This is a genomic window from Piscibacillus sp. B03 (genome assembly GCF_052246295.1).
In the GTDB taxonomy this organism is placed as follows: domain Bacteria; phylum Bacillota; class Bacilli; order Bacillales; family Alkalibacillaceae; genus Piscibacillus.
In genome coordinates this window covers 46741-66173 of the sequence record NZ_JBQQCO010000009.1, presented here as the reverse complement: position 1 = coordinate 66173, position 19433 = coordinate 46741, and the positions used below count along the sequence as shown (strand labels likewise).

General features: G+C 35.5%; 22 protein-coding genes. All 22 read left to right on the top strand.

All coding sequences use genetic code 11. The features are described 5' to 3' along the window. Nucleotides 1-226: 226 nt before the first annotated feature. The 22 genes from spoIIIAA (at nucleotide 227) to spoIVB (ending at nucleotide 19259) form a co-directional block, all read left to right on the top strand. Nucleotides 227-1222 carry a stage III sporulation protein AA gene (gene spoIIIAA / locus ACTWQB_RS07870; RefSeq protein WP_443138645.1) on the top strand — a complete coding sequence of 332 codons (996 nt, stop codon included), beginning with the start codon at nucleotides 227-229 and terminating at the stop codon, nucleotides 1220-1222. Further along, complete coding sequence (spoIIIAB, locus tag ACTWQB_RS07865; RefSeq protein WP_443138644.1) at nucleotides 1158-1670, top strand: stage III sporulation protein SpoIIIAB; 513 nt, start codon at nucleotides 1158-1160, stop codon at nucleotides 1668-1670. Before spoIIIAA ends, spoIIIAB begins: the two co-directional genes overlap by 65 nt. 18 nt (nucleotides 1671-1688) lie before the next feature. Beyond that, entirely contained in the window at nucleotides 1689-1910 is a 222-nt protein-coding gene (spoIIIAC, locus tag ACTWQB_RS07860; RefSeq protein ID WP_443138643.1) for a stage III sporulation protein AC, read from the top strand. A gap of 14 nt (nucleotides 1911-1924) precedes the next feature. After that, nucleotides 1925-2299 carry a stage III sporulation protein AD gene (gene spoIIIAD / locus ACTWQB_RS07855; protein WP_443138642.1) on the top strand — a complete coding sequence of 125 codons (375 nt, stop codon included), beginning with the start codon at nucleotides 1925-1927 and terminating at the stop codon, nucleotides 2297-2299. 18 nt (nucleotides 2300-2317) lie between these two features. Then, nucleotides 2318-3481: a stage III sporulation protein AE gene (spoIIIAE, locus tag ACTWQB_RS07850; RefSeq protein ID WP_443138641.1), complete on the top strand. Its 1164-nt coding sequence runs from the start codon at nucleotides 2318-2320 to the stop codon at nucleotides 3479-3481. Nucleotides 3482-3494: 13 nt separating this feature from the next. Next, nucleotides 3495-4103, top strand: a complete 609-nt coding sequence (gene spoIIIAF / locus ACTWQB_RS07845; protein WP_443138640.1) for a stage III sporulation protein AF — start codon at nucleotides 3495-3497, stop codon at nucleotides 4101-4103. Nucleotides 4104-4105: 2 nt separating this feature from the next. Next, nucleotides 4106-4741 carry a stage III sporulation protein AG gene (spoIIIAG, locus tag ACTWQB_RS07840; protein WP_443138639.1) on the top strand — a complete coding sequence of 212 codons (636 nt, stop codon included), beginning with the start codon at nucleotides 4106-4108 and terminating at the stop codon, nucleotides 4739-4741. 3 nt (nucleotides 4742-4744) lie between these two features. Beyond that, nucleotides 4745-5329, top strand: coding sequence for a SpoIIIAH-like family protein (locus ACTWQB_RS07835; RefSeq protein WP_443138638.1), 585 nt, complete (start codon nucleotides 4745-4747; stop codon nucleotides 5327-5329). Nucleotides 5330-5500: 171 nt separating this feature from the next. Continuing rightward, nucleotides 5501-6001, top strand: coding sequence for an acetyl-CoA carboxylase biotin carboxyl carrier protein (gene accB, locus ACTWQB_RS07830; protein WP_443138637.1), 501 nt, complete (start codon nucleotides 5501-5503; stop codon nucleotides 5999-6001). 14 nt (nucleotides 6002-6015) lie between these two features. Beyond that, nucleotides 6016-7389, top strand: coding sequence for an acetyl-CoA carboxylase biotin carboxylase subunit (accC, locus tag ACTWQB_RS07825; protein WP_443138636.1), 1374 nt, complete (start codon nucleotides 6016-6018; stop codon nucleotides 7387-7389). Next, on the top strand, nucleotides 7390-7794 hold the full coding sequence (locus ACTWQB_RS07820; protein ID WP_443138635.1) for an Asp23/Gls24 family envelope stress response protein: 405 nt from the start codon (nucleotides 7390-7392) through the stop codon (nucleotides 7792-7794). Nucleotides 7795-7934: 140 nt separating this feature from the next. Next, a complete protein-coding gene (gene nusB, locus ACTWQB_RS07815; protein ID WP_443138634.1) occupies nucleotides 7935-8309 on the top strand; it encodes a transcription antitermination factor NusB in 375 nt (124 codons plus the stop codon). An 18-nt stretch (nucleotides 8310-8327) separates the two neighbouring features. Beyond that, nucleotides 8328-9179, top strand: coding sequence for a bifunctional 5,10-methylenetetrahydrofolate dehydrogenase/5,10-methenyltetrahydrofolate cyclohydrolase (locus tag ACTWQB_RS07810; RefSeq protein WP_443138633.1), 852 nt, complete (start codon nucleotides 8328-8330; stop codon nucleotides 9177-9179). A 15-nt stretch (nucleotides 9180-9194) separates the two neighbouring features. Beyond that, complete coding sequence (xseA, locus tag ACTWQB_RS07805; protein WP_443138632.1) at nucleotides 9195-10550, top strand: exodeoxyribonuclease VII large subunit; 1356 nt, start codon at nucleotides 9195-9197, stop codon at nucleotides 10548-10550. Beyond that, nucleotides 10543-10794: an exodeoxyribonuclease VII small subunit gene (gene xseB / locus ACTWQB_RS07800; RefSeq protein WP_443138631.1), complete on the top strand. Its 252-nt coding sequence runs from the start codon at nucleotides 10543-10545 to the stop codon at nucleotides 10792-10794. Before xseA ends, xseB begins: the two co-directional genes overlap by 8 nt. After that, entirely contained in the window at nucleotides 10787-11662 is an 876-nt protein-coding gene (locus ACTWQB_RS07795; RefSeq protein WP_443138630.1) for a polyprenyl synthetase family protein, read from the top strand. Before xseB ends, ACTWQB_RS07795 begins: the two co-directional genes overlap by 8 nt. A 704-nt stretch (nucleotides 11663-12366) precedes the next feature. Beyond that, nucleotides 12367-12957, top strand: coding sequence for a hypothetical protein (locus ACTWQB_RS07790; RefSeq protein WP_443138629.1), 591 nt, complete (start codon nucleotides 12367-12369; stop codon nucleotides 12955-12957). Nucleotides 12958-12978: 21 nt separating this feature from the next. Then, nucleotides 12979-14865 carry a 1-deoxy-D-xylulose-5-phosphate synthase gene (dxs, locus tag ACTWQB_RS07785; RefSeq protein WP_443138628.1) on the top strand — a complete coding sequence of 629 codons (1887 nt, stop codon included), beginning with the start codon at nucleotides 12979-12981 and terminating at the stop codon, nucleotides 14863-14865. Between the two features lie 2 nt (nucleotides 14866-14867). Beyond that, nucleotides 14868-15704 (top strand): TlyA family RNA methyltransferase, encoded by an 837-nt coding sequence (locus ACTWQB_RS07780; RefSeq protein WP_443138627.1) that lies wholly within the window; start codon nucleotides 14868-14870, stop codon nucleotides 15702-15704. Nucleotides 15705-15723: 19 nt separating this feature from the next. After that, nucleotides 15724-16176: a transcriptional regulator AhrC/ArgR gene (ahrC, locus tag ACTWQB_RS07775; protein WP_443138626.1), complete on the top strand. Its 453-nt coding sequence runs from the start codon at nucleotides 15724-15726 to the stop codon at nucleotides 16174-16176. Between the two features lie 15 nt (nucleotides 16177-16191). Then, entirely contained in the window at nucleotides 16192-17904 is a 1713-nt protein-coding gene (recN, locus tag ACTWQB_RS07770; protein ID WP_443138625.1) for a DNA repair protein RecN, read from the top strand. A 281-nt stretch (nucleotides 17905-18185) separates the two neighbouring features. Beyond that, nucleotides 18186-19259: a SpoIVB peptidase gene (gene spoIVB, locus ACTWQB_RS07765; RefSeq protein ID WP_443138624.1), complete on the top strand. Its 1074-nt coding sequence runs from the start codon at nucleotides 18186-18188 to the stop codon at nucleotides 19257-19259. Nucleotides 19260-19433 lie beyond the last annotated feature (174 nt).

Below are 19433 nucleotides of genomic sequence, written 5' to 3'. Positions count from 1 at the left end.
TTTTTTACTAAACCAAGTAACTCGAACGATGACTATTATTCCAAGTCATTGTTCGGGTTATTTTTATTTTAGCTTCATTTCCTTATGTACCCCCTTCATGTTTTCAAAATTCTTTTAAAAACTCTTCATATTTCCTAACTCAAAATTAATAGATTAACTATACTCTTTTTTCATATTCAAGAAATAGCATTCATAGAATAGTGATATCTAAGTAGGAGGATGTCACATGAAAGAGATCTTAGAAATGTTGCCAGCGGATATTCAGTTTATGATTTTAGAACTAAATCCTCAACAACAAGATCAACTTGAAGAGGTCCGATTAAGGATGAATAAACCAATAGAGCTTGTTTTTCACGACCATACAGAGTTTAGCCAACAGTATGTTTTTAATGAAAAAGATGCAAAAGAATTTTTAGGGAAAATAAGCCAGCACTCTGTATATCGTATGGAGGAAGAATTGCGCAATGGCTATATTACCATCCGTGGAGGTCACCGTGTCGGAATTGCTGGTAAAGTAACTTTATCTCAAGGAAAGGTCAAGGCAATTACACATATTTCATCATTTAATATTCGTGTGGCGAAAGAGCATAAAGGTACAGCTAATAATGTTATGCCATTCATTTATGATCGAGCAGCTAATAAAGTTCTGAACACCATGATTATTGGTGCGCCAAAGACTGGTAAGACAACCTTATTAAGAGATGTCGTTCGTTTAGTGAGTGACGGTTTTGATGGGCGAAAAGGTATGAGAGTGTCTTTGATAGATGAACGATCAGAAATTGCAGCTCCATACGAGGGAGTTCCTCAGCATGATGTTGGAGCACGTACAGATGTTATGGCTGACTGCCCAAAAGCAGAAGGTATGATGATGATGATTCGGTCCATGTCTCCAGAAGTGTTAGTTGTTGATGAGATCGGTGATGAATTAGATGTGAGAAGTATAAAGGAGGCCGTTTTAGCAGGTGTACAAGTTATTTGTAGTATTCACGGATACACCTTAAATGAAATTAGGAAACGTCCTTCGATTCAACCGTTGTTTCAAGACCAAGTTTTTGACCGTTTTGTATTGCTAGATTATAAAAGAGAGCCTGGTAAAGTGAAACAAGTTTATGATCAAGAATTCAAAATGATTAAGAATCACATAAGGAGAAATCAAAATGAAGTGGATCGGAGCTATTCTGATACTGTTCACGTGCACGTGGGTCGGAATCGATATCGCTAGAAATTATGCGAAACGCCCTAAGCAAATACGTGAGTTATTACATGCGCTTCAAATTATGGAAGCAGAAATGGTATACGGACAAGAGCCTATTCATCAAGTATTAAATAAAATATCCAAACAGCTAACCCCACCATTAGGCTATATATTTTACGATATTTCAGAACAACTTATAAAGTCTTCTGAATCATTAAACGATGTTTGGGAACAAATTTTCATACAAAAATGGCATCACACAGCTATGAAAGAAAGGGAGAAAGAAATTATAACGCAGTTTGGGCAAACACTAGGTATTCATAATTTGGAACAACAACAAAAGCAAATACAGTTAGCAAAAGTACACCTTCAGAGGGAATTATCAGATGCCTCAGAAGAGGAAAAGCGTTTCTCTAATATGTTTCGTGCACTGGGAGTATTATTCGGTTTATTATTAACGCTTATATTCATTTGAACTAGGAGGTAAAGGTAGATGGCCGATGTATATTTGTTATTTCAAGTAGCGGGAATTGGAATTGTCGTCGCTATGATCCATACAATCTTAAAACAGATGGGAAAAGAAGATATTGCTCACTGGGCAACTTTAATTGGGTTTGTCATAGTGCTAGTCATTGTAGTCGATCATCTATCTAGACTGTTCCAACAAATTAAATCTGTATTTTTATTACAAATCATTAGAGGTTTATTTATGTAATGCAAATACTCCAGTTGCTTACTGTCGTGATTGTAGCGGCGATGTTAATCATTCTAGTGCGCGAGAAGCATGAAACAATTGGTTTTTTGTTAATCGTTATTACAGGTGTAATTGTTTTTATATTTGTGTTGGACAAGGTTTCCCAACTGTTTGATGTAATCCAACAAATCGTATCACGGTTTAATGTTTCATTACTCCATCTAGATACTATTTTTAAAGTGATTGGGATTGCCTACATAACTGAATTTACAGCACAACTGTTAAAGGATGCAGACTTAGAAGCAATAGCCATAAAAGTTGAATTAGTAGGTAAAATTTTTATCCTGCTTTTCGCTTTACCAATATTCATTGCAGTATTAGAGACTTTAATGAGTTTTATACCTGGTTAATGAAGAAGGGATCGTTTTATGAAAAAGTTGGGATACGTTACCATATGTGCTATTTTCATAGTTCTATTCTCAGAATCTAGTGTGCTTGCCAATGATGAACGACTATTTGAGATGCCTAAAGAATGGACAGAGAGTGAGGAAATGCAGGCACAATGGCAGCAAGTTTTAGCCAACTATAGAGAATATTTGCCCTTTTCAAGCCAGGACCATTGGTTAGATTCTGTACAAGATGGTTCTGTATTTACTTTTAAATACTGGTTTTCAGGTATTCTTAAATTTTTTATAGATGAGTGGATTGTAAATGGCAAACTCCTAGGAATGTTAATATTCCTAACGCTTTTAAGTGTATTTCTTAAGTTACTGATTGGATCCTTTGAAAACAAGACAGTTTCAAATGTTAGTTATCTGGTTATCTTTGGGGTTTTATTAACTATTGCGATAACAAGTTTTTATAATGCTGTTCAATACACAACGAATGCCATCGATGGAATGGGCAATTTTATGATTGCATTATTACCACTTATGCTAAGCCTTATGGCGGCTTTTGGAAATATCGCGTCAGTTGCATTCTTTTCTCCTATTATTCTAGTTTTCATTCAAGTGAGTGGGATTTTAATAAGTAAGGTTGTTTTACCATTGTTCTTTCTATCAGCGATTTTGAATATCGCTAGTACGATTAACAACGAGTATAATGTCACAAAACTTGCTGACCTCATAAAACAAGTAGCTTTTGTTATTTTAGGTGTATTTCTAACATTATTTGTTTCTATCATGTCTTTACAAGGTGTCAATGCAGCAGTTGCAGATGGAGTGGCCATAAGGGCTGCAAAGTTTGTTACTAGCAATTTTATACCAGTCATCGGAAGGATGTTTACGGATGCGACTGACACAGTGCTGTCAGCATCCGTATTATTGAAGAATTCAATCGGGATCGCTGGAGTCGTTCTTCTATTAATTATCTCACTGTTTCCTGTACTAAAAGTCCTTGTTTTAGGATTAATTTTTAGATTGTCAGCAGCTCTTTTACAACCGGTGGCAGATGGACCAATTACAGATGCAATAGAAACTATGGGAAAACACATATTTTATATATTAGCTGCTTTGCTAGCTGTATCAATAATGTTCTTCTTCGCTGTTGTTATGTTAATTATCGTTGGGAACTTAACCTTAATGGTCCGATAAGAGGTGATCTTATTTGTCGTTTATTACAGACTGGATTTCGCAAATTGTATTTTTCATTTTCTTAGCAACAATTATTTCATTATTAATACCTTCAACGAAACATGACAAGGTTATTAAATTAGTGTTTGGGTTAGTCATTTTCTTATTATTTCTTCACCCTTTAACGGAATTATTTAATATAAATCCTAACCAATTTGTTAAAGAGTGGGAGCTGAAGATGGAAGAGGTATTGGGAGATGACATAGAAGATGAAATAAATTCTAAAAAAATAGAAATACAAGCTTCACAACATGCATATATATTAGAACAGTTACAGATAGAAATACGTGAGTTAGTAGAAAAAGAGTTAGAAGAACAGCATAATCTCAAGTTGAATTCTATTGAAATCACTATGGAAGAAGCTGAGGGACAGGAGAATTACAGTGCAGAAGATATTCAGACCGTAACATTTTATTTAGAAGAAAAAATGGACAACCAAGTGCAGAATGTAGAAATAATAAGCATTCCATCTAGAAGAGATGAAACTGAACATACAGCAAAACAAACACGAATTAAAGATATGTTAGCAAGTAAATTAAATATAACACAAAACCAAATTCAACTTATTTGGGAAGGGGATTAAGGATGTTTCAGAGCCTAAAGAAGATTTTCAAAATGAAAGATGAAAGCAATCAACCGACAAAACGGTCTTATGTCATTCTGATTGGTTTAATAGGTTTGCTGTTTTTGATCGTGTCAAATATCTTCTCAAGTAATAATTCAGAACCACAAGAACCAGCCCCAATCAGTAATGAGGAGGAAGTATTTCTAGATAAGAGTGAAGAGAGGCCGAGTAGTTCTTCTGATGATGTTGCAAGCGAGTTAAGAAATCAGATGCAAGATGAGTTAGCAACAGCCTTGAATTCCATACAAGGCGTTTCAAATGTACAAGTTATGCTCCAATTGGAAGCATCATCTCTTAAAGTTTATGAGAAAAACACAATAACAGGTCGCCAACGGACAAGCGAAACAGATCAGAATGGTGGAACTCGAGAGGTTGAGGATGAAACCGTCGAAAACCAAACAGTCATCTTAAGAAAGAACAATTCTGAAGAACCATTACTTATTCAGCAAAAATATCCGTCCGTTCGAGGTGTCCTAATCATTGCGGAGGGGGTTGATAATTTACAACGGAAACAAAGCGTCGTTGAAGCAGTCTCTAGATTATTAGATGTTTCAACACACAGAATTTCAGTATTGCCAAAAGATAGGGAGGAATAATTTATGGTATTGAAAAAACAAACTGTATGGTTAATTACAATGTTAAGTTTACTAATTGTATTAAGCGTGTTTTATATGACATCTCCAAATGATGTAGAAGTTGTGGGTAATGATGATGAAAATACGGAAGAGAACCAAAATGGTGAAGAAACAAATGATGGTGAAGATAACAATGAAGAAGGAGAAGGTTCTGAATCAGGAGAAAGTAATATCGATGTATCTGGTATGAGTGTTGATGATCTGTTTGCTACGACTCGTCTAGAAAAGCAAGATACTAGAGAACAATTAATTGAACAATGGGAAGCGGTTTTAGCTTCATCCAATTCTTCAGCAGATGAAGTAAATGAAGCAATGGAGCAAATTCAGGATATTCGTACAATTTCTCAGAAAGAATCTTACTTAGAAAACACAATTCGTTATGAGAAAGACTACCGTGATGTATTAGTTCAAAAAGATGAAGAAACTGTTTCAATTACAGTTATAGCTGAAGAGTTATCTAAAACTGAAGCGAACCAATTAATGCAAATGGCTAGAGATGAATTTGGTATTATGGATGTTAGAGTAAGTTTACAAGAAGATGACATCTAAACACTAATACTATTTTTGAAGTCCCATATCTAAGAGGTATGGGATTTATTGTTTTATAAATGTTGAACAAAAAAACTTAAAGATAAGTTGAAGTTAATAAGTTACTTGTCGTACAATGTTAGTAGGAATTATTAGTACCTGTTATTAAAAAGTAAAAGGAGTGCCAATAATATGTTAAAAGTACAAGAGGTTCGAGAACTAATAAAACTTATCGATGAATCTTCAATATCAGATTTTACTTATGAATCAAATGGTACCAAAGTAACTTTAAAAAAGAATGACGGAGAAGTTGTAACTGTAAGTAAAGCTGTAACTGAACAACCAGTTGTAGAACAGCCTAAGCCAGCAAATCCAGCTTCACAAGCTGAGGTGAAAACTGAACCAAAGACAGAAGAAAAAGTTGAAGAAACAACAGAAGCATCAACTGATTACGATCATGAAATCGTTTCGCCAATGGTTGGAACATTCTACGAGTCTCCTTCGCCGGATGATGATCCTTATGTTAAAGCTGGATCGACAGTAGAGGCGAATTCAGTTGTATGTATTGTAGAAGCGATGAAGCTATTTAACGAAATTGAAGCAGAAGTTAAAGGTGAAATCGTAGAAGTACTTGTTGAGAACGGTGAATTAGTCGAGTACGGACAACCATTATTCAGAGTGAAAAAGAAATAAAGGAGGGATTGTCCGTGATCCAAAAAGTACTTATTGCAAATAGAGGAGAAATTGCAGTACGAATTATTAGAGCTTGTAAAGAGTTAGGAATTGAAACAGTAGCTATTTATTCTGAAGCTGATAAAGATTCTTTACATGTACAATTAGCGGATGAAGCATATTGCGTTGGTCCGACTGCTAGTAAAGATAGTTATTTAAATAAAACAAACATCATGAGCCTTGCAAAATTAACAGATTCAGACGCAATACACCCAGGTTATGGCTTCTTGTCAGAGAATGCTGATTTTGCTGAAATGTGTGAAGCATGTAACGTAACATTTATTGGCCCTAGTGCTGATGCTATCTCACGTATGGGTACCAAAGATGTAGCTCGCGAAACTATGCGTCAAGCTAATGTACCGATTGTACCTGGTTCTGAAGGGATTATTAAAGATGCTGAGGATGGCAAGAAAATTGCTAAAGAAATCGGGTACCCCGTTATTATTAAAGCAACTGCCGGCGGTGGTGGTAAGGGGATACGAGTGGCAAGAGATGAAGAAGAGCTTGTCAAAGGAATTCGTTTAACACAAAATGAAGCCGAAACAGCATTTGGTAACCCAGGTGTTTACTTAGAGAAATTTATAGAGGACTTCCGACATGTTGAGATACAAGTCTTAGCAGATAAACATGGAAACACAGTTCATTTAGGTGAACGTGATTGTACGATTCAACGTCGTCTACAAAAATTAATAGAAGAAACACCTTCTCCAGCCATAGATGAAAAGACACGTGAAGAGATGGGTAATGCTGCTGTAAAGGCTGCTCAGGCTGTTGATTATGTAGGTGCGGGTACAATTGAATTCATTTATGATCGTAAACAAGGAAACTTCTATTTCATGGAAATGAATACAAGAATTCAGGTTGAACACCCGGTAACAGAAATGGTAACTGGAATAGACTTAATTAAAGAACAAATTAAAGTAGCGAATGGCGAAAAACTTTCATTTAAACAAGAAGATATTAAATTCGAAGGATGGGCTATTGAATGTAGAATTAACGCTGAAGATCCATTTAAAAACTTTATGCCATCAGCAGGTAAAGTAGCTATGTATCTTCCACCAGGCGGTTTAGGTGTAAGAGTTGATTCTGCGGCTTATACTGGATGGAATATTCCACCTTTTTACGATTCAATGATTGCAAAATTAATTACTTATGGTAATACTAGAGAAGAGGCAGTTAAAAGAATGAATCGTGCTCTTGATGAGTTTATTATTGAAGGAATTCATTCTACGATTCCATTCCACAAACGCATGATGAATCATCCTGTTTTTGTTGGAGGAGAATTTAACACTAAATTCTTAGAAGAGTATGATGTATTAACTGAAGAATCGGCTGAAGAGGTGAACTAAATGGAAGATAAGCAACTATTAAACGTTAGTGACGATCAAACGTTAGGAAAAGTAGAAATTGCACCTGAAGTAATTGAAGTCATTGCAGGTATTGCAGCAAATGAAGTTTCAGGCGTTGCGAATATGCGTGGTAATTTAGCTTCAAACGTCACTGAACGCTTTGGTAAGAAGAAGCACGGAAAAGGTGTTCGCGTTGACTTAACTGATCAAGGGATTGTTGTTGATGTGTTCACTGTATTAGATTATGGTGTATCCATTCCAACTGTAGCTCAAAAAATTCAAGACAGTATTCGATCTACATTGAAAAATATGACTGCATTAGAAATTTTAGAAATTAATGTCCATGTAGTAGGAGTCCAGATTGAAGATAAACAAGAGGATTTAGATAAGGAAACGAAATCTTAATCATGATGAAAAATTGACTTGCTAGGGGATTGTTTAGCCCCTAGCAAGTCTTCTTTTTTCTAAGATATAAAAAACGTGGTAAACTAATGGTGGACGTGGTAGGATATAAAAGGATATTTGAATGACAAAGGAGAAGTAACATGGAAGAACGAAGATTTGCCAGAGAAAAGGCTGTTCAGGCCTTATATCAAATAGATATTAATAAAGACACGACTTATCAAAATTTAATCGAGTCTTTAGAAGATTTAAATGACTATGGTAAAAAGCTAATCAAAGGCGTGTTAGAACATCAAAGTGAAATTGATCAAGCGATTTCTGCCAAGCTTGAGAAATGGTCCTTTAATCGAATTGCAACGGTAGAAAAAACAGTTTTACGAATTGCTGTTTTTGAAATGATGTATGATGAAAGTGTTCCTAAAGAGGTCTCTATTAATGAAGCAGTTGAATTAGCAAAACGATTTAATGAAGATAAATCAGGCAAATTCATTAATGGAGTATTGTCAAAATTCATATAAAGAAAGTGGGTGATTATGATGTCGGCAGAAATAATGTATGGTGATGTATTAGCAAATAAGTTAAGAGACGAATTAAAGATTGAAGTTCAACAATTGAAGCGACAGAATATTGTACCCAAATTAACAGTATTAATTATTGGAAACAACCCGGCATCAAAGACCTACGTTAGAATGAAACAAAAGGCTTGTGAAAAGGTCGGAATCTCATCTCAGGTCATCGAATTAGACCAGGAAATTTCAGAAGAAGAATTACTTCTGCATATTAATGAGTTAAATAATGATTCTAGTGTACATGGTATTTTAGTTCAATTACCTCTGCCAGACCACATTAACGAAAAACGCATATTGGAATATATAGAACCAACTAAAGATGTCGATGGGTTTCATCCAATTAATATCGGTCGAATGCAAATCGGTCAAGATGCTCTTGTCCCATGCACACCTTTAGGGATTATGAAATTATTGGAGTATTATGGTATTAATCCAACTGGCAAACATGCGGTTGTGGTAGGTAGGAGCAATATAGTTGGTAAACCTGTAGGACAACTATTATTAAATGGAAATGCTACAGTTACCTATTGTCATTCTAAAACTTCAAACTTATCAGAAATTACCAACAAAGCAGATATTTTGATTGTTGCGACAGGCAAAGCAAATACCATTGGTGAGTCGGATCTAAAAGAAGGAGCTATCGTTGTTGATGTTGGTAACACTTTCTTAGATGATGGGCGTGTCGTGGGTGATGTTGATTTTGAAAGCGTGAAAAATAAAGTCAGCAAAATCACACCAGTGCCAAAAGGTGTGGGACCCATGACAATCACAATGTTATTACATAATACAGTTAAAGTGGCAAAAACCTTTAAATATTAAGGGGAGTTTTTACTTGTGGAGAAACGATATTTAACGGTCACGGCATTAACGAAATATATTAAGCGTAAATTTGAAACGGATTCTCATTTAAAAAATGTTTGGTTGCAAGCAGAAATCTCTAATTTTAATCACCATTCCAGGGGACATATGTATTTTACATTAAAAGATCAAAATGCTAGGATTTCCGCGGTAATGTTTGCTTCACAAAATCGTATGCTTAAATTTAAGCCCGAAAATGGAATGAAAGTATTAGTGCGAGGGGATCTATCCGTCTACGAACCACAAGGTCAATATCAGATTTATGTTCAAAGCATGCAACCAGATGGAGTAGGGGCGTTATACCTAGCTTATGAAGAACTTAAGAAAAAGTTAGAGTATGAAGGTTTATTTGACCGAGGACGAAAGCAACCTATTCCAAAGTTCCCTGATCGAATAGCAATCATAACTTCACCAACTGGTGCAGCTGTAAGAGATATAATTACAACTTTAAAAAGACGTTATCCCAATGTAAGACGAACAATTTTACCAGTATCTGTCCAAGGGGAGCAAGCAGCACCATCAATTGTACGTGCTATTGAACATGCAAACTATATTGGAGAATTTGATACCATTATCGTTGGCCGTGGCGGAGGTTCTATTGAAGAATTATGGGCTTTTAATGAAGAAAGCGTAGCAAGAGCAATTACAGCATCAAGAGTCCCAGTTATCTCAGCTGTAGGTCATGAAACAGATTTTACTATTAGTGATTTTGTAGCTGACCTAAGAGCACCTACCCCAACTGCTGCAGCTGAATTAGCTGTTCCATCTATATTAGAGCTTAAAAAGCAATTATTAACGGATAGCCAACGTCTACAACAATCATTGCAACATCAAATTAATACTTATAAAGATCGATTAAGAGGTATTAATCAAGCTTATGCTTTTAAGTATCCAATCCATCTAACTAGACAAAAAGAGCAAGATTTAGATCGAGCTGTACATAACTTAAATAAAAACGTAATACGTTACTTTGAACAAAAACGAGTTGAAGTGAATCACTCACGTAAACAGTTATATACGTATAACCCTAAAACAATCATTCAACAACATCATCAAGAACTAATTTATAAAAAGTCTCGAATAAATCAGGCACTTAAACAGCAGGTGTCTTTGCATCAAAATAACTTTCAAAATCAACTAAACAAACTTTCTATCCTAAATCCGTTAGAAACAATGAAAAGAGGGTACTCGATTTCTTATAAAGGAAAAGAAATCATAAAATCAACAAAACAAGTTGAGCCGGGTGATGCTATAAAGATTTCGTTACAGGATGGTTTAATTGATTGTCAGGTATGGGGTACTGAAGGTAAGGAGGAGGATTTAAATGACTGATACAAACAAAGACCACGAGTTAACATTTGAACAAGCTATGCAGAAACTTGAGGCAATTGTTGAGAAGCTGGAGGAAGGTGATGTGCCACTAGAACAAGCGATTGAGTATTATAAGGAAGGTATGAAGTTGTCTAACTTTTGTAACAAAAAACTTCAATCTGTTGAAGAGGAAATAACTGAAATTATGAAAGAATCAGGTGAAACTGAACCTTATAAAGTGGAGGAAGAGTCGAATCGTGATTGAACAATATATTGAAAATAAACAGATGTATATTAACAACTTGTTAATGGAGAGGTTAAACCAACTCAATTTACCTCAAGGTTTTAAAGAGGCTGTCTTATACTCAATTGAAGCTGGAGGGAAAAGATTAAGGCCAGTTTTAATGTTAGCTACATATGAAGCATTTCAAGAAAAAAATGATAAAGTTATTGAACCCGCTTTAGCATTGGAGATGATTCATACATATTCGTTGATTCATGACGATCTGCCTGCAATGGATGATGATGATTTTAGAAGAGGTAAAGAAACCTTACACCGAAAATTTGACGAGGCGACCGCAATTCTAGTTGGAGATGGGTTATTAACTCAAGCATTCCACGTCGTATCAACTTCTTCAATGCTAGAAGCGGAGGAGAAAATTTATATTATTCAGCAATTAAGTCAATCGGCAGGTTTGGAAGGCATGATTACAGGTCAGCACCTTGATTTAAAAGCGGAAGATCTCCAATTAACTGAACGTGAATTAAATGATATACATCAACTTAAAACTGGTGCCATAATAAGATCAGCACTAAAAATAGGAGCTTATTTAGGTGGAGCCAATCCACCCCAAATAGAATCTCTTGATGAATTTGGGCAATATTTAGGGCTTGTCTTTCAAATTCAAGACGATATATTAGATGTTGAAGGAGACATGGCAGTCATTGGTAAACCAGTTGGAAGTGATGAAGAAAGAAACAAAAGCACCTACCCTCAAATACTTGGTTTAGAAGAAGCGGTCAAAATAAAAGAACGCTACATGGATGCTGCTAAAACAAAGTACAAAGAGTCAGGTATAGAACAACCTATTTTATTAGACTTATTAGACATTTTCGGCAACAGGCAATCTTGAACACTAATGATTGTTTGCACCTCTCGGATGTGATAAAATAGGGATTGCAATAGGGGTGGTGCAGTATTCTAGTCGGTCCTCCACTTCTGAAGGCGGGCCTAAAAATCCGCCAAAGGGCACATCGATGAAGTTCCTGGTGTTGGCTTGAGGCGCCCAGCCTTGGGTCAATGCTGGGAGTTAAGGTTGTAGGGCGATCCACAATGGCATGTGGGCGTTGACCCTGCTTCCGCGGAGGCCCATTCTTGTGCCCCATTAATCGCGCTTAATGGGGTACGAAATGGGGTATGAACCTGCACTATAAGGTTAGTAGCCTTATTTGCAGCGTAGCCTGCCTTGAGTGGTGTTTAGGGGATTACAATTAAAAGCATTAATTCGGATGGCCACCGATGACGTGCTGTTGACATTGTATGAAATAAACACTGCAAAAGAGGCTAGGAAGTGGTCAAAGACTGTCGAGGAAAACTCCTAGACTGTTCTTGAGACACTTAAAAGGGATTGTAGTACGGACTAAGTGGTAGTCCAGTCTAGCTGTGGTGACGCAGCTAAGGTCAGTTTAAAGGGGAACCGCCGATGTGGCAACACACGGTACTGACTTGGGAAAACCTACTGGACCTAAGCCGTAATATTTACCTTTTAAGTGACCATCCCTACCTACATATAATTAGTGTTTACTACACATATTTTTCACAAATAAGAGGGAAATTATGAACAAAAATACGATAAAGAGTTCATTGCGTTTTAGTATAAGTATCGCCGTTATCACATTCGTGTTAGCGGCCATTTTTTCAATTGCTTCCAATAATGCCCTCAACGGAACAACATGGTCTATTGGATTGATTATAGTACTTATCATTGTGTTTATTGGGGTTTTCTTTGATATGATGGGCATAGCAGCTGCAGCTGCAGCTGAAACACCATTTCATGCAATGGCTGCAGAGAGAGTACCTGGGGCAAAACATGCTATTGTGATTGTCAGGAATGCAGATCGCTTTGCATCATTTTGTAATGACGTGATTGGTGATATCGCAGGTGTTGTAAGTGGTGTTGCTGCAATGATCGTCGTCATTGAACTAATGAATGTCATTCAATTAGGACAACCTGTATTAAACACAATTCTTACAAGTATTGTGGCTGCATTAACTGTTGGTGGTAAAGCAGTAGGAAAGACATTGGCTATGTCAAAATCAACTCAAATTATACTTATGGCAGGTAAAATTTTGTATTTTATAGAAACAAAGTTACATATCAAAATTTTGCCGAATTTGAAAAAGAAAAAAAAGAAGCAAGAAATATAGGATAAAGGTGAGTGGTCCACTGTGGATCTTAAAGACATTAAACATCCTTCAGATATTAAACAATTATCAATTGAAGATTTAAAAAAATTAAGTGAACAAATCCGTCAGTTTCTTATTAATGAATTATCTGTCACTGGTGGACATTTAGGCCCAAATTTAGGTGTTGTTGAATTAACATTAGCATTACATCATGCTTTTGATAGTCCTAAAGATAAATTTATTTGGGATGTCGGACATCAATCTTACGTTCATAAGATGCTAACAGGTAGAACTGATCAGTTTTCTACCTTAAGACAATATAAAGGACTTTGTGGGTTCCCTAAGATGAACGAGAGCGAGCACGATATATGGGAGACTGGTCACAGCTCAACGTCATTGTCAGCTGCAATGGGGATGGCCATTGCTCGAGACTTAAAAGGGGAAGAGCATTCGGTTATACCAATTATAGGTGATGGTGCTTTAACTGGTGGAATGGCTTTAGAAGCTTTAAACCATATTGGAAGTGAAAAGAAAAATGTAATTGTTATTTTAAATGATAATGAAATGTCAATTGCGCCAAATGTCGGTGCTCTGCATAATATTTTAGGTCGCTTAAGAAGCGGTCAACGCTATAATTGGGTAAAAGATGAACTTGAATGGTTGATGAAAAAAGTCCCTGCAGTTGGTGGACGTTTGGCAACAGTAGCTGAACGTGTAAAAGATAGCATGAAGTATCTTGTTGTCCCGGGGATGTTTTTTGAAGAGATGGGTTTTACTTACTATGGACCTGTTGATGGACATGATTATGAAGATTTATTTAATTCCATTCAATATGCAAAGAAAACAGAAGGACCTATTCTTATTCATGTATTAACTAAGAAGGGTAAAGGGTATAAACCTGCTGAATCAGATAAGGTCGGAACATGGCATGGTGTTGGACCATATAAAATTGAATCTGGAGAAAGCTTGAAGAAAGCTTCTAATGGACCTGGTTGGAGTAAAGTTGTTAGCGACACCTTGATGGAAGTTGCTGAAAAAGATGAAAGCGTTGTAGCTATTACACCTGCTATGACTGTTGGTTCTAAACTGGAAGATTTTAAAAAGAAATTTCCTGAACGTTTATTTGATGTAGGGATTGCTGAACAACACGCAACCACTTTAGCTGGGGGCGTAGCAACTCAAGGCTTGAAACCGTTCTTATCTATTTATTCAACATTTTTACAAAGAGGATTTGACCAAGTGGTACATGACATTTGTCGTCAAAACCTAAATGTTGCTTTTGGTATTGATCGAGCTGGATTAGTTGGCGCAGATGGTGAAACACATCAAGGTGTGTTTGATATTTCATTCTTACGTGATTTACCAAACATGACGATTATGATGCCAAAAGATGCGAACGAGTGCCAGGACATGGTTTACACTGCATTAGAACATCAAAATGGTCCAATTGCTGTTCGGTATCCACGTGGAAATGCAAAAGATCAGCCTGAAAAACGTCCATTCAAGAAATTACCAATAGGTAAATGGGATGTGCTTAAAGAAGGAAATGATGCGGTGATTTTAACATTTGGAACGATGATTGACCTAGCATTAGAGGCTGTTAAAGAGATGGAACGCGACGATTATTCAATACGAGTAGTTAATGCAAAATTCATTAAACCTCTTGATGAAGAAATGTTAAAGAATTTAAATAACATTCCGATCTTAACTATAGAAGAACATGCCCTACAAGGCGGATTCGGAAGTGCAGTATTAGAATTTTATGAGCAGGAAAACTTGCCAATGCCTTATATTCAAAGAATGGGAATTCCAGATCGATTTATTGAGCATGGCAGTGTAAATGAACTTCTAGAAGAGATTGGACTTACAAAAGATGGAGTCGTGACAAAGTTAAAAGATATGGTACCAACAAAAGAGAAAAGAGCTTAGATATGGGTAAGAAAGTACGTTTAGACACGTTATTAGTTGAACAAGGTTTTTTTGATTCAAGAGAAAAGGCTAAAAGGTCTATTATGGCTGGTTTGGTTTTTCATAAACATGAACGATTAGACAAACCTGGTTTAAAAATTGACTCAGACATAGAGCTTACCGTTAAAGGAAAAGCAATACCTTATGTTAGTCGTGGTGGTTTAAAGCTTGAAAAAGCATTAAAAGTGTTTGAGATTGATGTGACAGGTCGTTTAGTGATGGATATCGGTTCATCGACAGGTGGCTTTACGGATTGTTCATTACAAAATGGGGCAAAAGAAATATACGCAATTGATGTAGGATATAATCAATTAGATTGGAAATTGCGTAATGATCCTAGAGTTCATGTAATGGAAAGAACGAACTTCAGATATGTTACAAAAGCTGACTTAGATTATGGTTTGCCAAGTATGGCAGTTACAGATGTATCATTTATTTCATTAAAATTAATATTCCCAGTTCTTAAAAAACTGTTATTAACAAATTCTGACATAGTTACGTTAATTAAACCACAATTTGAAACAGGTAGAGAACAAGTAGGTAAAAAGGGAATAATTAGAGACGCAAAAGTTCACGAAGAAGTTGTTAAAAACATTATTAACTTTGTTTATGAAGAAGGATTTGATGTGGTTGGCTTAGATTATTCACCAATCACAGGTGGTGATGGCAACATTGAATTTCTTCTTCATACTAAATGGCTGAATGAGTTACCAACTAATCATATAACCGACCAAGACATACATTCAGTTATTCAAACTGCTCATGAAGAGTTTAAACAGAAGAAAAAATCAAACGATTAATTAAGTTGGTGATTTTTAAGTGAAAAAAGCTCAGAGATTAATGAAAATACGTGAACTAATTTCAAAAGAAACCATTGAAACGCAAGATGAGATGGTTCGACGCTTTCATGAGTTAGGGTTCCCGGTAACACAAGCAACAATTTCTAGAGACATAAAAGAATTACAGCTTGTAAAAGTAACTACACATGATGGTTCGTATAAATACAGTCTTCCTCAAGATCAAAAATATGATCCGGTTCAAAAACTTAGAAGAATGTTGACAGACAGTTTTGTCTCAATAGATCGAGCTGATCATTTTATCGTACTTAAAACAATTCCTGGTAATGCTCAAGCTGTTGGAGCTCTTCTAGATAAATTAGAATGGAATGGCATTATGGGGACATTATGTGGTGACGATACTTGTATGATTATTTGTCGATCACCTGAACAATGCGTTGAGGTGTATAACAGCTTTAATGACATGTTGAATTAAATTGAGGTGGCTAACGTGTTAGCGGAAATTAATATTAAAAATTTTGCAATTATAGATGAAATATCGTTAAGCTTTAATGATGGATTAACTGTATTAACTGGGGAAACTGGTGCTGGTAAATCCATCATCATAGACGCCATCCAGCTGTTGGCAGGAGCTAGAGCTTCGGTTGAATTTGTAAGGCATGAAGCTGATAAGGCTAATTTGGAAGGCATTTTCTTTATTGATGATCAAAGTCATCAAGTTTATGATGTATTAGAGCAATTTGATATCCCTTTAGATGAAGAGGGAAGCATTATTTTACAACGTCAAATTACTTCAAAAGGAAAAAGTATTTGCAGAGTAAATGGAAAGCTAATCACGTTAGGTATATTAAAGGAAATAGGGCAAACGCTAATTGACATACATAGTCAACATGAAACACAGTCATTAATGCAAGCAGAACAACACATAAAGTTGCTCGATCAATATCAATTTGAACAAATTTCAAAAGTTAAAGAATCTTATTTAAACCTGTTTGATAATTATGAACGTTTATTAAAACGTTATAAAGAATTGTCAGAAAATGAACAAGAAATTGCCCAACGTATTGATTTGTTGAAATTTCAATACAATGAATTGCAAGAAGCAGATTTACAACTTGATGAAGATGCTCAATTGGAAGAAGAACGGCATCAATTAGCGAATTTTGAGCGATTATTCGAAAGTCTTCAAACAACCTATTATGCTCTTTATGGTGAAAGTAAAGGATTAGACTTTTTAAGTCATGCTATGACATCTTTAGAGCAAATTGAAGATGTTAATGATACTTTTAAAGATCTTTCTGAGCAACTGAAGTCTAATTACTATGCAATCGAGGAATTATCATTTGAATTAAGAAATCAACTTGATGGGTTAGAATTTCAACCTGAGCGTTTAAATGATATTGAAAATAGGTTGCATGAAATTAACCGTTTAAAGAGAAAATATGGTAAAGACGTTAATGAAATATTAGAACTCATGTCTGAAATGGAAGAAGAACTCGAACAATTAGAAAATAAAGACACTCATATACAAGCACTTGAAAACCAGATTAGCGATATTGAAAAAGATACATTAGTTGAAGCTGAACAATTACATGAAGTTCGGAAACTTGTTAGCCAAGAATTAATTAAATCCATACACAAAGAATTAAAGGATTTATATCTTGATAAATCAAAGTTCGATGTCCAATTTGATACGCAAAAAGGCCATATAAACTGGAAAGGCCAAACCGTTAAGTTAACTAGGAATGGATTAGATCATGTTCAGTTTATGATAAGTACTAATCCTGGAGAACCCTTGAAGCCATTGCAGAAAGTTGCTTCTGGTGGAGAGATATCAAGAATTATGTTAGCTCTTAAAAGCATTTTTGCAGAGCATCAGAATATGACAAGTGTTATTTTTGATGAAGTGGACACAGGTGTAAGCGGCAGAGTAGCTCAATCCATTGCTAAGAAAATTCATCAAATCTCAAACAACTCTCAAGTTTTATGTATTACGCATTTACCACAAGTTGCAGCAATGGCTGATCAACACTTATTAATTGAAAAAGACCAAAGTGATAATCACACAACAACAAGAGTAAAAAAACTGAATCAAAACGAGTCAATTGTTGAGATTAGCCGAATGATGTCTGGAACAGAAATTACAGAAACGACTTTACAACATGCTGAAGAGCTTATAAAACAAGCTAAAGAAACTGTATGATTTGAGTGAATCGCCTTTGGTTATTACTTAAGGCGATTTTTTGTAAATGTATTTTATAATTAGTTTTTAATTAAATATGATCTTAATCACCAATTTTTAAATAGTATAAAATGCTTCGTTTGATTGCTCCAGCCTTATCTTTTTCGAGGGTTAACTATTCAAATCAATAATACACAGAGAAGGAAAAGATAAACTGTATTGCATGTGTTTTAATCGTTTAAAAAGCATGCGAAATGCTCAAATTAAGCTTACAGCTTAATCAAGAAATGAGGAGTGTGAATATGAAAAGTTCTCGCCATATCATACATTTAATTCTCCTTGTTTCGTTTTTAATTCCATTCTCGCATGTAGGTCCACTTTCCGCCGAAACAGTAAGTGAAGTCATCCCAGGTGGTCAATCCGTTGGGGTAAAATTACACACAACTGGTGTAATTGTCGTAGGGTTTAGTCCAGTACAAACCAATGATGGTAAGGTGTCGTCAGCTGAACAGGCAGGTGTTAAAACTGGAGATATAATTTTACAATTAAATGGAAGTAAAATAGATAATATGAACAGTTTCGTTCAAGAAATGAAGAAGTTAGAAGGTAGTAAGGAACCTGTTGAACTGCTTTTAAAACGAGAAGAGCACATATTTCCTTTAACCATTAATCCCGCATTTGATGAAAAGGATGAGGCTTATCGTTTGGGGCTGTTCATCCGAGATGCTACGGCTGGTATTGGAACATTAACGTTTTACGATCCCGATTCTAAGAAGTATGGAGCTTTAGGCCATATTATTATGGATCATCAAACTAAAAAGCCGATTGATATTTATAATGGTAAAATCGTACCTTCAGATATAACTTCAATTAATAAAGGTAAAAATGGGACTCCTGGTGAAAAAAAGGCACGCTTCTCCATGGATGAAGAAAGTTTAGGTACGATTCAGATAAACAGTGATTATGGCATTTTTGGAAAATTAAATAATGCATCGATTTTAAAAGGTCATCAAGATCCTATTCCTGTTGCTAAATCTAATGAGGTTAAAGAAGGTAAAGCTAAAATTTTAACCGTTGTTGAAGATGATGAAGTAAAATCTTTTGATATTGAGATCATAAGCAGTGTTCCTAGTAAGAACCCAGAGACAAAAGGTATGGTAATAAAAATCACTGATCCAGATTTGCTGAACAAAACAGGTGGAATTGTTCAAGGTATGAGTGGAAGCCCGATTATACAAGATGGGAAATTAGTGGGGGCTGTTACTCACGTTTTCTTAAATGACCCTACAAGTGGCTACGGAGTTCATGTGGAATGGATGCTAAATGAAGCAGGATTACAAATAGAGTCAGAAAAGACATTAAAAGACGCCAGCTAATTAATAAAACACCAATCAATTTTGATTGGTGTTTTATTTTTGTAAGAAAGAATGGTTAAGTGGCGCTCGTGGCTCTAATGTAATCGACAAATTTCAATAAAAAGGCGAAAAATATGTCGTAAATTGAAGAAACCAAAAGAAAATAAATAAAAATATAAATAATTTAAATTTTTT